The organism is Pedobacter boryungensis (assembly GCF_013204825.1).
Lineage (GTDB): Bacteria > Bacteroidota > Bacteroidia > Sphingobacteriales > Sphingobacteriaceae > Pedobacter > Pedobacter boryungensis.
This window is the reverse complement of sequence record NZ_JABMKV010000004.1, coordinates 146,169-162,266: the sequence shown is the minus strand read 5'-3', so window position 1 is coordinate 162,266 and position 16,098 is coordinate 146,169. Positions and strand designations below refer to the sequence as shown.

Genomic DNA, 16,098 nt, shown 5'->3' with positions numbered 1-16,098 from the left:
TTAAGCCCGCCAGAGCCGATGGTACTGCAGTAACATGTGGGAGAGTAGGTCGGTGCCAGATCCTAAAGAAGCCCTGTAGCTAACGCTGCAGGGCTTTCTTGTTTTATTAAAATCCAATAATCAAATTAGATTATTGTTATTTAGTCATTAAAGACAAAAGTGGTATTTGTTTACTCCTTTTATCACTTCCTGTTTATTATCAGAATAAAAATCTTCATTTTTACTAGTTAGTAATGTTTTAGGCCAGCTAAACGCATTTATTACAAATAAACTAAGGCTAAGCAAGGGTTAATGCGTATATTTGTGGCTTAAATAAAAAACGATGAAAATCAATTTTGGATCAAGAAAGGAAGTATTAGCGCATGTTGAGAAATATATGCTTAAAATGATGCCTACCTATTTGAAACCTATAGATACCAATTGGCAACCTTCCGATTTTTTGCCAGATTCTACTAGTGAATCTTTTTATCAAGATATTAAAATATTAAAAGAGAATGCCAAAGATCTTTCTTATGATTTAGTTGCAGTGTTAATTGGTGATACCATCACTGAAGAAGCTTTACCTACCTATGAATCATGGTTAATGACAATGGATGATATTTCTCGTGATGAAGAAGGTGGATGGGTTAGATGGAATCGAAACTGGACAGCAGAAGAAAATCGTCATGGAGATCTATTGAATAAATATTTATATCTTTCTGGTAGAGTTGACATGCGTCAAATGGAAATTTCTACTCAATATTTAATTGCTGATGGATTTGATATTGGTACTGGACATGATCCTTATCGTAATTTTATTTACACTAGTTTTCAGGAATTAGCAACCAATATATCACATAGGAGAGTTGCATCTTTAGCTAAGAAAGATGGTGATACTTTGTTATCTAAAATGTGTGGAGTTATTGCTTCTGATGAGGCTCGTCATGCAAAAGCTTATAAAGATTTCATGTCTAAGATATTTGAAGTAGATCCTAGTGAAGCGATGATTGCGTTTGAAGATATGATGCGTAAGAAAATTGTGATGCCAGCTCATTTTTTACGTGAAATGGGAATGAAGATTGGTCAAACTTTTGGTCATTTTACTGATGCAGCACAACGTTTAGGTGTATATACAGCTGTTGACTACGTTGAAATTATGCAACAATTAATTGAAGAGTGGAAAATTGATAGTATTCAAGACTTGAATGAGGCTGGAGAGAAAGCTAGAGATTATGTAATGAATTTACCTTCACGTTTATTGCGTGTTGCTGAACGAATGAAAAATCCAACAATGGAATACAAGTTTAGCTGGATTAATGCTTAACTTTCTAAAGATTATAATAAAAAAGGCTAGATGAATTCATCTAGCCTTTTTTATTATAAGTTATATCTGATTACATATTTCTGCGATATTGACCGCCAACTTCATAAAGTGCTTTACTAATTTGCCCTAATGAACAAATTTTACAGACTTCCATTAGTTGCTCAAAAATATTATCGCCAGCAATAGCTGATTTTTGTAGTTCTTTTAATGCTTGTGTAGTTTTAGTAGCATTTCTTTCTTGAAAAGCTTTAAGTGTAGTTATCTGGTATTGTTTCTCTTCTTCGGTAGCTCTAATTACTTCACCTGGCACAATTGTAGGTGAACCATTTTTATTTAGAAAGGTGTTTACACCAACGATTGGAAATTCTCCTGTATGTTTTAAAGTTTCATAATACAGGCTTTCTTCTTGAATTTTTCCTCTTTGATACATGGTTTCCATAGCTCCTAAAACACCTCCACGGTCATTAATTCGTTTAAATTCTGCTAGGACAGCATCTTCAACTAAGTCAGTTAAGTCTTCAATGATAAAAGCGCCTTGCAAAGGATTTTCATTTTTTGCTAATCCCAATTCACGATTAATAATCAATTGAATTGCCATCGCTCTGCGTACCGATTCTTCTGTTGGTGTTGTAATTGCTTCATCATATGCATTGGTATGTAATGAATTACAGTTATCGTAAATAGCATATAAAGCTTGTAAGGTTGTTCTTATATCATTGAAATCAATTTCTTGGGCATGTAAAGAGCGACCAGAAGTTTGAATATGATATTTTAATTTTTGTGAGCGATCATTTCCTTTATATTTGTTTTTAATCGCTTTAGCCCATATTCTACGAGCAACACGACCAATTACTGAATACTCCGGGTCGATACCATTACTGAAAAAGAAAGATAAATTTGGTGCAAAGTCATCAATATTCATCCCACGGCTTAAATAGTATTCTACAAAAGTAAAACCATTGCTTAATGTGAAAGCTAATTGAGAAATGGGGTTGGCGCCTGCTTCTGCAATGTGATAACCTGAAATAGAAACTGAATAGAAATTGCGTACCTTTTCATCTATAAAGTATTTTTGAATATCACCCATCATTCTTAAGGCAAATTCTGTAGAGAAAATGCAGGTGTTTTGGGCTTGATCTTCTTTTAAAATATCAGCTTGAACAGTTCCACGAACAGAACTTATTGCATACGCTTTAATTTTAGCATATACATCTGCTGGTAAAACTTCATCTCCTGTAACTCCCAGTAACATTAAGCCTAAGCCATTATTGCCTTGTGGTAATTCTCCTTGGTAGGTAGGGCGTTCAATTCCTTTTGTTTTATATATTTGGTTGATTTTAGCTTGGGTCTCTTGTTCTAATCCATTGTCAATAATATATTTTTCACATTGCTGATCAATAGCTGCATTCATGAAAAAGCCCAACAACATAGGAGCTGGTCCATTAATAGTCATGGAAACAGAGGTTGATGGAGCACAAAGATCAAAACCAGAATATAGTTTTTTGGCATCATCTAAAGTGGCAATACTTACACCTGAATTACCGATTTTGCCATAAATATCTGGGCGAATATGCGGATCTTCTCCGTATAAAGTAACAGAATCAAATGCAGTTGATAAACGATGTGCAGGTTGGCCTAGTGACACATAATGAAAACGTTTATTAGTTCGTTCTGGTCCACCTTCTCCAGCAAACATGCGTGTTGGATCTTCTCCTTCACGTTTTAATGGAAAAACACCAGCTGCATAAGGAAATTCTCCTGGAACATTTTCTGTCAACAACCATCGTAAAATGTCTCCCCAATCTTCATACCTAGGTAGCGATACCTTAGGAATTTGTAATTTTGATAATGACTTGTAATAAAGTGGTTGTTTAATCTCTTTATCACGCACTTTATAGACAAAAAACTGTTCTTTATACTTTTGTTTTGTAGCAGGCCATTGTCGAAGTAGACGTTTGCATTCTCCATCTAATTGTTCTTCTAAAAAAGTATAAGCGTCTTTTAATCCTTCACTAATATTTTTAAAATCGTTAGAAAAATCAATTACACCTTGAAGTTGGTACAGTTTTCTAGCAATTTTACATTGTTTGTCTACCCATTCATTATAGGTTTCGCTGGCCTCTGCAATTTCTGACAGATAACGAATACGATCTGGTGGAATGATGTAAATCTTTTCAGATTGACTAGCCGTCATTTCCATTTCAGATATAAAATCTACTTTGGTTTTCTCTTTAATTCCTTTTAGTAAGGCTACAAAAAGATTATTCATTCCAGGATCGTTAAACTGAGAGGCCATCGTTCCATAAACAGGAATTTCTTCATCCTTCGCATCAAAGAGATTATGATTCCGTTTATATTGTTTACGTACATCTCGAAGTGCATCTAAAGCACCACGTTTATCGAACTTATTGATCGCCACTAGATCAGCAAAATCTAGCATGTCAATTTTTTCTAATTGCGTTGCAGCTCCAAATTCTGGAGTCATCACATATAAAGAAATATCGCAATGTTCTGTGATCTCTGTATCTGATTGTCCAATACCTGATGTTTCGACGATAATTAAGTCGTAGCCTGCGGCTTTGCAAATATCTATACTCTCTTGAACGTTTTTAGAGAGAGCCAAATTAGCTTGACGAGTAGCTAATGAACGCATATAAACTCTTGAATTGTTTATGGCATTCATTCGAATTCTATCCCCTAATAAAGATCCGCCAGTTTTTCTTTTAGAAGGATCTACTGAAATAATAGCAAGTGTTTTATCTTTTACTTCAATTAAAAATCTTCTTACTAATTCATCTACAAGCGACGATTTTCCCGAGCCGCCTGTACCTGTTATGCCTAGAACTGGCGCTTGATTTTTTAGTGTTAACTGTTTTAATTCATTTACGAATTTTTGTGCACCCTCTGGATCATTTTCTGCAACTGTAATTGCGGATGCAATACTTTTAACTTCTTTATTAGGAATGTTTTGTAGTTCTGTTGTGATTTCTTTAGTTGTAATAAAATCAGTCTGTTCTAGCATGTTATTTATCATGCCTTGTAAACCCATTTTTCGACCATCATCTGGTGAATAAATTTTTGTAATGCCGTATGCTTGCAATTCTTTTATTTCTGATGGTAGAATTACTCCACCCCCACCTGCAAATATTTTGACATGTTTTGCGCCTTTTTCTTGCAGTAAGTCATACATGTATTTAAAATATTCGATATGACCTCCTTGGTAAGAAGTCATGGCAATACCTTGTACATCTTCTTGAATGGCACAATTTACTACTTCTTCTACAGAACGATTATGACCCAAGTGAATTACTTCTGCTCCAGATGATTGGAGAATGCGACGCATGATATTTATGGTTGCATCATGACCATCAAAAAGGGCGGCAGCGGTAACGAAACGAATTTTATTTTTTGGTTTATATACTTGAATTTGTTCCATGAAGGTTTTGTATTTGGTATGCAAAGTTAGCAAAAACTAGTGATTGATAGCATTGATCGCTTAATAGATACAATTAATTGCGATCTGCAAATTATGTTAATTGTATTGGTTTCGTATATAAACCTGATTGAGTGGATAGCCCGGAATGTAACGAAGTGGAATGAGGACTAAAAACGAAAGCAGGACTAACGTTGTTTGTTGCCCTGCTTTTGCTTTTCGAAAAATAAATATTTTTTATTGATGTGTAAGTTCTGTTATTGGTGAGCCAATGCTACCGTTTGGCATTTGAATATGTAACATAGCAGCCAAAGTTGCAGCAATATCTGTCATGTAGTGCGTTTCATTTGTTTTGCCTGGTTTTACTTTCCAGCCCATAAATACTAGTGGAATATGTGAGTCGTAATTATACCAGCCACCATGGCCAATGCCTGATGAGGAGCTGGAATTATACCAACCTGCGTTCCCTATAATTTGAATGTCGCCACTTAGTTTTGGATTGTATCCATTTTCTAATCTAGTTTTTAATATGTCAGGTAACGTTGTGTTTTGCAAATTATTTAAATCTACTGCATTGCTTACACCCCTTTGTTTTTTTAAGTAGTTGATAACTGTTGATTTTACTGCAGTAAAATCAACAGTGCTATTATCTATAACTTTATGATTGAAAATTACTTGATCATTCGCGATATTGATAATAGCTTTATTAAGCTGAAATTTTTGTTGTAATAGGGAATCTATACCCTTTACTATTGCTCTTGTAGTATATCTTTCTGCTGGAATATTATTTTTGTTTAAAAATTCTGGTGCATGAGCAACTCCATGATCTGCCGAAAGGAAGAACAAATAATTTCCTTTACCAACTGTTTTATCTAAGTAATTAAATAGTTCTTCTATATCTTTATCTAATCTTAAATAGGTATCTTCTAATTCTATAGAATTTGGTCCGAATTGGTGGCCTACGTAATCTGTTGCAGAGCAGCTAATTGCTAAAAAATCTGTAATTGCATCTTTACCTAAATTTTCATTTTGAACAGCTAGTTTTGCGAAATCTACAGTCATTGTATTTCCATACGGCAAGCTTTTAATCATTTCGTAATTTTTACCAACGTATTGTTTGGTTAAATGTGGGAATGAGGAAGTAGTTTCGCCATTGAATTTACCTTCGTAGGTAACGTTATCTGAGTCGCTATTGATATATGTGTTTATTGGATATAATGTATTCCAGTTTTGATTGAAGAATTTATCGGAAATTTTTTGTGCATTGTAATCAGTCACCCAATTTGGTAAGTTGCTCATGTAGTGGGTACTTGTAATCCAATTCCCAGTAAGACCATCGTGCCAATATGCTGCATTAGCAGAATGACCTCCTGGTAAGATTGAGCCACGATCTTTTAAAGAAATACTAATGACTTTCCCTTGAAAATTTGTTGCTAGGCGAAGCTCGTCGGTAATTGTATTAACTTTTAGGTTTTTCGGAGACATTTGTCCTGCATTTGAAGTGCTGCCAACTGTTTTTTCGTCTTTATCTTCTGTGCAATACATATCTCTACCTAATGTTTGATCGTACCATGAATTGGCAATTATCCCATTTAAAGCTGGAACAGAGCCAGTATAAATTGATGAATGACCGCATGCTGTTTGCGTTGGTAAATAGGGTATAAATGTGTTTTCGACTGAGAAACCCTCGTTAATTAGGCGTTTAAAACCACCTTTTGAATAGCGGTTATAAAAACGATATAGATAATCCCAACGCATTTGGTCTATTACCATACCTACTACTAATTTTGGTCTGGCGACAGTTTCTGAGTAATTAGTGTTAGTTGCGGATTTGGTCCACTTTTGCGCAAAACTTGAACTAAACGAAGTTAGAAGGAACAGAAAAAAAAGGTATTTGAATCTCATTATGAATAGGTTTAACTGTCGGTAAAAATAACAATCTCATTGTGAAGTAAATGTGAAATTATTAGATTTTATTATAATATTTCTGCTACAACAAAGGTGGAGCCTCCTACAAATATTAAGTCTTTTTCTTCTGCTTTGCTTTTTGCATTTTGAAAAGCTGCTTGTACTGTATTGAAAGTGTTTCCTTTAAGACCGAATGTAGCGGCTTGGCTGGCTAGCTCGCTAACAGGTAGTGCTCTTTCTAAATTTGGTTGACAAAAGTAGTAGGAAGCATTTGTTGGGAATAAAGCTAGTACACCTGAAATATCTTTGTCTTTTACCATACCGATTACTATATGTAAATTTTTGTGTGGTGTATTTTTGATATTTTGCATTACCTCTATAATGCCTGCTTTGTTATGACCGGTATCACAAATTACTAGTGGGTTTTGACTTAGGGTTTGCCATCTACCTTGTAAACCAGTTATTTTTTTTACATTTTTTAATGCTGTAAAAATGGATTCATCTGGTATGCTATATTCAATTTCTTTTAATTTAAGGATAGCTTCTATTACTGTGAGTATGTTTTTTAATTGATAACTTCCGGTTAAATCTAAAGCTAGATTAGTATAAATTAATTTTTCTTCTTTGTAAACATCAACAATAAGATGCGCTTTTTTTTGATGTGCATTTTCGATATGCAGAGAAGAGCCAGCAAAGTTGATGGATGCATTTTCTAGTTTAGCTTTGGTGATAAAAACAGCTTCAGTTTCTGCTTGTTTTTCACCTATGACAACTGGAATGTTTTTTTTGATGATGCCTGCTTTTTCAGTAGCAATTTCTAATAATGTATCACCTAAAATATTGGTGTGATCTAAACTAATATTGGTAATAACAGAAAGTTCTGGTGTAATGATGTTTGTAGAATCTAATCGACCACCTAAACCAACTTCGATTATAGCAATATCAACTTTTTCTTTAGCGAAATAATCGAATGCCATTGCTACGGTAACTTCAAAAAAAGAAGGTTCAATTTCTTGAATGGTTTCTTGCTGATTTTTTACAAAATCTTTAACATATTGCTTGGAAACCATTTTTCCGTTGATACGGATACGTTCTCTAAAATCTTTTAGGTGAGGAGAGGTGTATAAACCTGTTTTGTAGCCTGCTTTTTGTAAAATGGCTGCCAACATGTGAGACGTAGAGCCTTTTCCATTGGTGCCGCCGACATGAATGCTTTTAAATTTGTGTTGAGGATTATCTAATTTATCACACAAAGCTAGAGTATTATGTAAATCTTTTTTTAAAGCAACTGCTCCTACACGCGTAAACATAGGGAGTTTGCTGTACAGATAATCAAGTGTTTGTTGGTAGGTCATTTTGCTAATTACAGACCGCAAAAATAGTAAAGGTTAAGTTATTTGAGGGTAAGAAAATGGAATTTAAATATTGTAATGAAAGTTAACGGAAATTAATTTACTTTAAAGTAAAAGGTAACAATACCACTTCTATCAGTTCCGCCAATTTCATTTTTTGATAATGATGAGTTGAGCACAGCTTGCAAGCATTTTTTTTGCAATTCTGGATCTGTTAATGTAGATGTTCTTAAATATACTTGTGCATTCGTTATTCTTCCTTCTTTATTGTAAAATGCTTTAATGGAGATTTTTCCGGTTTGCTGACCATCGTCTTTTGGTGTAACTAGGTTATTAAATTTACTAAGTGGAATTGGTGTATTTCCATTTCCTGAACCGCCATCACCATAGTTTGGAGCTAAAGGATCTCCATTTATACTACCTTGGTTACCTGGTGTAGTTCCTGTACCATCTCCTTGTCCCTTGCCATTATTTTTATTGCCTTTGTAAAGTGCATTTGGGTTAATAGTAGGTTGCGCAGTTTTGTTTTCAGTAGCACTTGTTGGTGCATTGTTATTTTTAGTTGCTTTTGTATTGACAGCAACAGCGTCTTCTGAATTTTGTGTAAGTACGTCTTTGGCATCAACTGTTGATGAAGTTGTTGGGGTTACTTTTTGTTCTGGCGTAACTTTATCAGGGAGTTTATTATTAGCATTAGGATCCATTGATGGTTCCTCTATACTTGTATAATCGTTCCCCATTCCTGTTTCAGATGTGCCGTAATTAACTACCATACCGCCCATGCCAGGTGGTTCTTCTGGTTTAAATGCCCCAATAACCCAAATAAAACTCAAGGCAATAAGAAGAGCCATTAGCCCTGCAGATATTGCAATTGCTTTAGGATAATTATTTTCTTCGCTCGTGGTCATCATTATTTTTTGGGCTCTACAGCTACAACAAGCTTTAATTTCATTTTGTTTGCAATATCAGATACCTGAAATCCATCCTGATAAGTGACGTTGCGTGCAACATATAGAATTACAGTTAAATCTGGTTCAATTTTTTGATATCTCTCTAATTCTGTTTGCAATTCTGTTAAGGTAACGGGTTTTTTATTGATCGTATATTTTAAATTATCATCAATAGTTACGGTAACTGCTTTTTTGGCGGTAGATTGCTGACCACTTGAAGATTGTGGTACCAACAACTTAACAACTGTTGGATTTACTACTGCAGAAGCCAATAGAAAAAACAGCAGCAAGAAGAACATGATATCATTCAGTGCAGAGGTGTGAACCTCTACTGTACCTTTTTTTCTTTTGCGTAAATTCATTATTTGCCTGGCTCTTCTAATAAGTCTATAAATTCAATTGCATCGGTTTCCATTTTAAGAATGATTTTTTCGACCATCATATTTAAAATGTGGTATAAAATATAAGCTATAATTCCGATAATTAATCCTGTTGCAGATGTAATCATTTTGGTATATAACCCTCCAGAAATGGTTCCAATTTCAATTGCGCCTTTGATTGATACATCATGAAAAATGGTAATTACACCGATAATTGTACCTACGAAACCTAGCATTGGCGCAATACCTGCAATAATACCCAATATCCCTATGTTCTTTTCCAATTTAGATACTTCTAATTTTCCAGTATTTTCAATTGCACCTTCAATATCTTTAATTGGTCTGCCAATTCTTTTTAATCCTTTTTCTAACATTCTAGCCAAAGGCGATTTTGTGTTTTTACATAAAGCAATTGCGCTATCCAATCTTCCTTCGTGAATATTTTGTCTGATTTGGAACATTAAATTTGATTCGTCCTTTGATGATTTGCGAATGGTTAAATAACGTTCTGTAAAAATAACTAAACCTAAAAACGCTAATAAAGCTAGTGGGAGCATTACCCATCCACCTTTAAATAATAAATCTATAAAATGTAATTCTGGTTGGGCTGGTGTAGTTGCAGCAACAACATTATTTGCAGAATCTACAACGCTTTTTGCTGTGTCTACAGCAGACAATAACAATGTAATCATATTTATTTTTTGTGTGTTTTAGGAGTAATAGGTTGGATGTAAATGCCCGGATTTCTCAATTTAGTTCGTAAACTATCTCTGTATTTTAATGCCTCTTCGTTTGTTAAAAAAGAACCAGCACTAATGTTAATCATAGTTTTAGATAGTTTAACTTTTTTAGCATTCACACCCTGTGTTGCTAAATTTGAAATAATTTTATTTGCTTTCTTTTCTGTTGCAACAGCACTTACCAATACTTCATAAATAGTTACTTTACTACTATCAATAGCTTTTGCCGCAGAATCTGTAGTTAGCTTAACCAAAGCATTGTTTTTTGCAACACTATCTAATTGAGATGAATCTAACTTATTCTTTAACGAATCATTTAAGGCAGTTGGTACATTTTTATCTTGTTTACCTTCAAAATTATTTTTGATGTAATTATCAAAAAATGGAGGATTTATAAAGTAAGCTATTGCACCAGCTGCGATAATAATTAGTAATACAATTAGAAATTTCATAAAAAAGGGCAGACCTTTTTTAGGCTCTGTTTCTTCTTCAAAAAGTTCTTCAGTCTCTACTTCATTCAACTCATCTTCTTTTTCTTCCTCTTCAGTAGTTTCAATTATAGGAGGATTAGTATTCTTATGAACTTCAATAGGAGATTCGAATTCACCTATCTCATCATAAACTGGTTGATCATCTAAATTATCGGTAGTTTCTTGACCAGGATTTTCTTCTTCTAACTTATTTTCTTCCTCAATTTCTTCAATGGTATTTTCTTCAACAGGAGCAGAGTTGTCTTTTAACTCACTTTCTGAATTAAGTTCAGTTAGGGTAGGTAATCCGAAAAAATCAAAACCAAAGTTGCTTTCTTGTTCTCGTATAAAAGTTATTTCATCGTTAACTAATTTTAATTTGCCAATTGGTTCTAAATCAGCTTCATATTTATCTGCTAACTCAGCATGTATTTTGTCTGAAAATTCTCCAATATAGTAATTGGCAGAATCTAGAGTGATATTTCTTTTGGCACTAATAAAATTGGCTAATTCCTCTTGTTCTTTTAGCTCAGTAGTGAATGCTATCGTATAGCTAGGCGGAACAAATGCATGTTTATCTGCATCGTATTTACCAGGCGATTTTTTTTTATATAGCGTACCCAAGCCAGCAATACCCACTGTTTTGCGGGTTTGTAAAAGCTCTGTTAGGTATAATAATATATCCATTCTGGTAAAAATAAATTTTAATTCGGTATCAACCAATAATTAATTTCTTAACCTGTTAAAATGAATAGGTTAATCCACCAAAAATATTTAAGCCATTCATTCGATAATACAAATACTTACTATATTTTGTATTGAGTAAATTATTAGCCTTTGCAAACACAGAAAATTTATTGTTGATTTTATAATCTGCGCCAATGCCTAAATCTACAAAGCCTTTTACATTTACAATGCTTTCTTTTGTGAAATCTGGAATAGGAGGATAGGTGCCAGCAGCTGTAGTTGGATCTGCAGTATATAACTTGGCCTCGCTATCACCTTGTATAGCTACGCTAGCATTAAAATTTAACTTCTTGTTGTAAGTATATGAAAGATTAGAACCAATACGAAGTTGTGGTTTAAAATAGCTTTCTTTTTCAGCGGCTGCTTTATAATCTTCGATATTCAATTTTCCAGTCCATTTTAATTCATCACTTACTTGCACCGAGATTTCTCCTTCTAAACCTAACAATTTCATTGTTCCGAAATCATAAATCACATCAAACTTATTAAAATCGGTAAAATTATTAACGAATAATGGCATATCTGTTATTTTTTTACTGTAGAATTTTGCTTTATAGCCAAAACCAGGGCCACCAGTTCCTTTTATACCTCCACTAATACTTATTTTTTCTACACTGTTTTGTATGGCGATATTACTGTTCAAGAATGGATTTTCATCAGTAAAGTTTTTCAATGTATTACGGTTTACATCGCCTTTTACTTCTCCGAATATTTGTAAGAAATCAGGAATTAAAGTAAAATCTGCTGTAATGGCAGGAAAAATTCTAGTAGCTGAGAAGTCGCCAAACTCTTGTACAAAGTTTATTCCAGCAGTAATTTTAACGCCTTTAGCTTGTAGTTTTAAATAAGGATTTAAACGTAATAAGTTGTTCGAAACACTTGTACTGAAATCTTTCGTATTTCCAATTTCAGCGGCTGCTGCTAAACCTACATTAAAGCTTCTTATTCTTTTGTTCATATATCCCGTTAGGGTTAATGCTTGTTCTTTAGCATCAAATTTATCGTTAAACATATAGGCATTTACTTTTGCTGCATAACTTAATGCATTTTCATCGCCAGTATATTTATTTACAGCTTCTCCTTCCAGTTCGAAAAAGTTTAATACTTGCCTTTCGGGATTTGGGTTTAGCGTTGGTTTTAAATCATCTATACCATAAAAATATAATCCATGTCTTTCGTAATTTAAACGCCCATTTAAGGTAGCTTTATTTCCAATGCTTCTGCCAAAAACACTTAATTGTTGAGTATTTTCATTTTGTTTATTAAGTTTTCCTTCTTGACTAAAATGTCTGAAAAATGCGCCGGCTTGTAAAGCTTCATCACGGCCAATGTTTACATAAGCTTCTCCTAATATGGTAGCTAAGGACCCAATTCCACCCTTTACATAATTATTTACCAATTCATAAGCACGTTCGTCTGCTAATTGTTGTGCTTGCAATTTTTGAATATCCGAGTTAAGTTCTAGTTTACGATCGGTAAGTGTATAGTTAAATTTAGCTTTATATGTTTTAATGTTATCTAAATCTGGACTTCTTCTCAATTTAACAGCATCTGCTAAAACAGGTTTATATGGTCTAATAATTTCAACTTCTTCGGTAACAGCCTTTTCAGGAGGCTTAACATCCTGTGCTTTTGCTATAAAAGTACCTGTAGCTAAAAAGAATAAAGTGGTATATATCGTTTTATTTAATCTCATCTTCATCGTCTAGTTTAATTTTGCTAATTTCTCTTTGGCGATTGGAATAATATCATCCTTGCCTTCGTAATTGTCTATGATACTTAATAAAGTGCTTTTTGCCTGTAATTTATCTTTCAGCGCTAAATAATTATCAGATAGTAAAATGAATGATTTTGCCACCCAATAATCGTAAGAAGGCATATTGTTAATCAAATCGAAACAGGTTTTTTGCGAAGTTTTGTAATCGCCTTTGGCATATTGTAACGCTGCCAAATTGTATTTTGCCTCTGCAGAAGCTAAAGTTTTTGTTTTAGATACTACATTATTAAATGATTTTACGGCCTGAACGGTATCAGCTTTTAATAAATATGCCTTACCAAAATATAGGTCGGAACTATTTTTTTCTTCTTCAGACGCTTTATCCGAATTTTTAATGAGATCAGCATATTTCAGCATATCATCAGGCATGTTTAATGCATTGTACGCTTTTAATAAATTATTAATTGCGTAGGTATAATGCACTTTATAATCGGCGGTAGTCTCTAATCTTTTTAAATAAACAATTGCTTCGTTGTATTTTTTTTCATCCATTAATACTTTAGAAACACTGATTAATGAACGTTCTGTATAATCACTTGTCCAATCGTTAAGAATATAATCGTAATCTGCAATCGCTTCTGCAGAACGACCTAACTTCACTAAAGATTCTGCTCTGATAAATTTCGCTTCCTTATCGTGAATTGCTTTAGGGAACTTGTCGAAATAAGCATTAACAGCCTCGTATGTTCCTTGTGCATCACCTTTCAAATATCTGTTGTTAGCTGCTTGGAAAACGATATTATCTTGTTCGCTCATCGAATAATTTCCTAATGGGGTTGTTGCGGCATAACCGATAAACCCATTTGCATCTCCTTTATCTACATAAATATTTTTTATCGATTCTAAAGCTTGTTTAGCTTCTGGTGCACTTGCATAATCTCTAATTACTTTTTTAAATGATTCCAATGCTGCATCATCCTGATCCTGATTGTACTGTACTAAACCTATGGTTACTAAAGCACGAGGAATATAACTACTACGTGGATATTTGGCTACTAAATCAATTAAATCAGATTTCGATTTATCAAATTCTCCTTTATTAAAGTAGGTGTAAGCAGTTTCAAAACCAGCGTCATCCGCATAGTTTGAAGTAGGGAATTTACTTAATAAACTTTGCATGGTTGCAATTTTTGCATCATCTTGTTTTTGCAATCCTTGTATCATACCACGTTGAAACAATGCATAATCCTCACCGGTTAGTTTACCGTTGATAATTTTATTGTAGTTTACCATCGCTTCGTTATAATTTTTATTTACGAAGTAAGAATCTGCCAAACGGATGGTTGCATCATTTACTGTTTTTTGATCTTTATCATCACCTTTTAAAAACCGTTCGAAATAGGTTGCTGCTTTAGTATATTTTTCGTCTTCAAAGGCGGCATAGCCTAATGCATAATTTGCGAAATTATATACTTCTGTTTTTTCTGCTGCTGGTAAGGCTAAGAATTTTTCGAAAGTTTTAACTGTTTCACCAAATTTGCGCAATTCGTACATCGATTCTGCCATCCAATATACACTTAATGCATAAATCTCTTTATCCTCTGGGAAATTGCCAGAACGTAAAAACATAGATAATGCGTTAGGGAAAGCTCTTTCGTTGTAGAATTCTAATCCACGGAAATAAGTTACTTTTTGATAAGCTTCTTTTGCTTCAGGAGTTTTATTCTGGATAGACTCTAAAATATCAATAGCTGCTTGATAATTTTTACTAGTTAATAAAATCTCTCCCAATAAAGTTTTAGCTTCGTTTATTCTTTTTGAGCTAGGGAATTGTTTTAAAAAGCTCTGTGTAGATTCTAGTGCTTGAGAATTAAATTCTAATTCATAGCTCAGTTTCGCATAATTAATCCATGCTTCTTCTTGTATATTTTTGTCGAAATCTAGTCTAGATGCTCTGAAAAATGCACTTCTTGCTTTTTCTTTATTGTTTAACTTAAGCGATGATTTACCTAATGTAAACATTCCATTTTGTAGGTAAATATCATCAGTATTTAATTTTTCTAATACAGGAATAGATTCTTTAAATTTTCCATTTTGATATAAAGAATAACCATATTGATAAATAAAAAGGTTGTTTTTGCTCTGACTTTTATCTTTTGAATAAAAATCTGCGAAGTATTTTTCTGCATTTTTAAACTCAGATTTAGCGAAATAAGACGCCGCAACTAAACTTAACATTTCAGGCTCAAACTGTTGTTTAGTTTTAGCCATTGCAGGTATCGCATAGTCAATTACATCGTCATAACGCTCATCTAAATAATACATTGATGTAATGTAATACGGATAGCTAGCTTCGTAAGTAGGAGATCCTTTAAGTTTTTCGAAATTCGATAAGGCAGTTTTATATTCTTTGTTAAGGTAATTAATATAGGCAAAGTAATAAGTTGCACTTTCTTTGAACTGAGAATCTTCTTTTTTAACAATTTCAAATAAAGGCTCAGCTTTTTCGTAGTTCTTTGTTTCAAAATACGAATAACCTTGTTTAAATTGATATTCAACTCGTTGTTTTTGCGAAAGTGAACTTGGTTCGGTTTTTTCAAACCATTCTAATGCTTTTGCATAATTTTTCTGTGCGAAGTAAGACTTTCCAACATGAAAATAGGCCAATTTAGTATTTGGATTTAAAGGATATTCTCTTATAAATTCCTGAAATAAGGTTTCTGCATCTTCATTTCCTAATTCTAAAGCACAAACAGCCGCATAAAATTTAGCATTTTCCTTCAATAAAGATAATTCGGCATTGCTTTCTTGCTGAGTACTTGCTTTGCTTCTTGTTGCTTCTACCAATTTAAATTGTTGAGCAGCGGCTACGTACTTTTCATTTTGAAGGAGCTCTAAACCAGTTTGATAATTTTTATTAAGATTTACTAATGGACTTACTTGAGCAATACTGACGCCAATACCGCCAACTAAAAAAAAGGGAACTAAGAGATATTTCTTGTGCATAGGTTTCAAATATGGTTGGTACTAAATTATAAATAGTAACAGAGCTTATCAACATAAGTAATTAACATGTGTTGATAACAGCATAACGAAAA

General features: G+C 33.4%; 10 protein-coding genes. 1 reads left to right on the top strand and 9 read right to left on the bottom strand.

The window, feature by feature from the left end; genetic code table 11:
• Nucleotides 1-322 precede the first annotated feature (322 nt).
• Entirely contained in the window at nt 323-1,303 is a 981-nt protein-coding gene (locus HQN85_RS15110; protein ID WP_173273812.1) for an acyl-ACP desaturase, read from the top strand.
• Between the two features lie 70 nt (nt 1,304-1,373).
• On the opposite strand, the gene HQN85_RS15105 is transcribed toward HQN85_RS15110, so the two are convergent.
• From HQN85_RS15105 to HQN85_RS15065, 9 genes are all read right to left on the bottom strand, one after another.
• Entirely contained in the window at nt 1,374-4,739 is a 3,366-nt protein-coding gene (locus HQN85_RS15105) for a methylmalonyl-CoA mutase family protein (RefSeq protein WP_173273810.1), read from the bottom strand.
• Between the two features lie 234 nt (nt 4,740-4,973).
• Complete coding sequence (pafA, locus tag HQN85_RS15100) at nt 4,974-6,641, bottom strand: alkaline phosphatase PafA (protein WP_173273808.1); 1,668 nt, start codon at nt 6,639-6,641, stop codon at nt 4,974-4,976.
• Between the two features lie 71 nt (nt 6,642-6,712).
• Complete coding sequence (locus tag HQN85_RS15095; RefSeq protein WP_246249842.1) at nt 6,713-7,954, bottom strand: bifunctional folylpolyglutamate synthase/dihydrofolate synthase; 1,242 nt, start codon at nt 7,952-7,954, stop codon at nt 6,713-6,715.
• 137 nt (nt 7,955-8,091) lie between these two features.
• Nucleotides 8,092-8,907 carry an energy transducer TonB gene (locus tag HQN85_RS15090; protein WP_173273804.1) on the bottom strand — a complete coding sequence of 272 codons (816 nt, stop codon included), beginning with the start codon at nt 8,905-8,907 and terminating at the stop codon, nt 8,092-8,094.
• Nucleotides 8,907-9,308, bottom strand: a complete 402-nt coding sequence (locus tag HQN85_RS15085; protein ID WP_173273802.1) for an ExbD/TolR family protein — start codon at nt 9,306-9,308, stop codon at nt 8,907-8,909. Before HQN85_RS15085 ends, HQN85_RS15090 begins: the two co-directional genes overlap by 1 nt.
• Nucleotides 9,308-10,018, bottom strand: a complete 711-nt coding sequence (locus HQN85_RS15080) for a MotA/TolQ/ExbB proton channel family protein (protein ID WP_173273800.1) — start codon at nt 10,016-10,018, stop codon at nt 9,308-9,310. Before HQN85_RS15080 ends, HQN85_RS15085 begins: the two co-directional genes overlap by 1 nt.
• A gap of 2 nt (nt 10,019-10,020) precedes the next feature.
• Nucleotides 10,021-11,223, bottom strand: a complete 1,203-nt coding sequence (locus tag HQN85_RS15075; RefSeq protein ID WP_173273798.1) for an HU domain-containing protein — start codon at nt 11,221-11,223, stop codon at nt 10,021-10,023.
• Nucleotides 11,224-11,278: 55 nt separating this feature from the next.
• A complete protein-coding gene (locus HQN85_RS15070) occupies nt 11,279-12,979 on the bottom strand; it encodes a TonB-dependent receptor (RefSeq protein WP_173273796.1) in 1,701 nt (566 codons plus the stop codon).
• Nucleotides 12,980-12,988: 9 nt separating this feature from the next.
• Complete coding sequence (locus tag HQN85_RS15065) at nt 12,989-16,006, bottom strand: tetratricopeptide repeat protein (RefSeq protein ID WP_173273794.1); 3,018 nt, start codon at nt 16,004-16,006, stop codon at nt 12,989-12,991.
• Between the last annotated feature and the right edge of the window lie 92 nt (nt 16,007-16,098).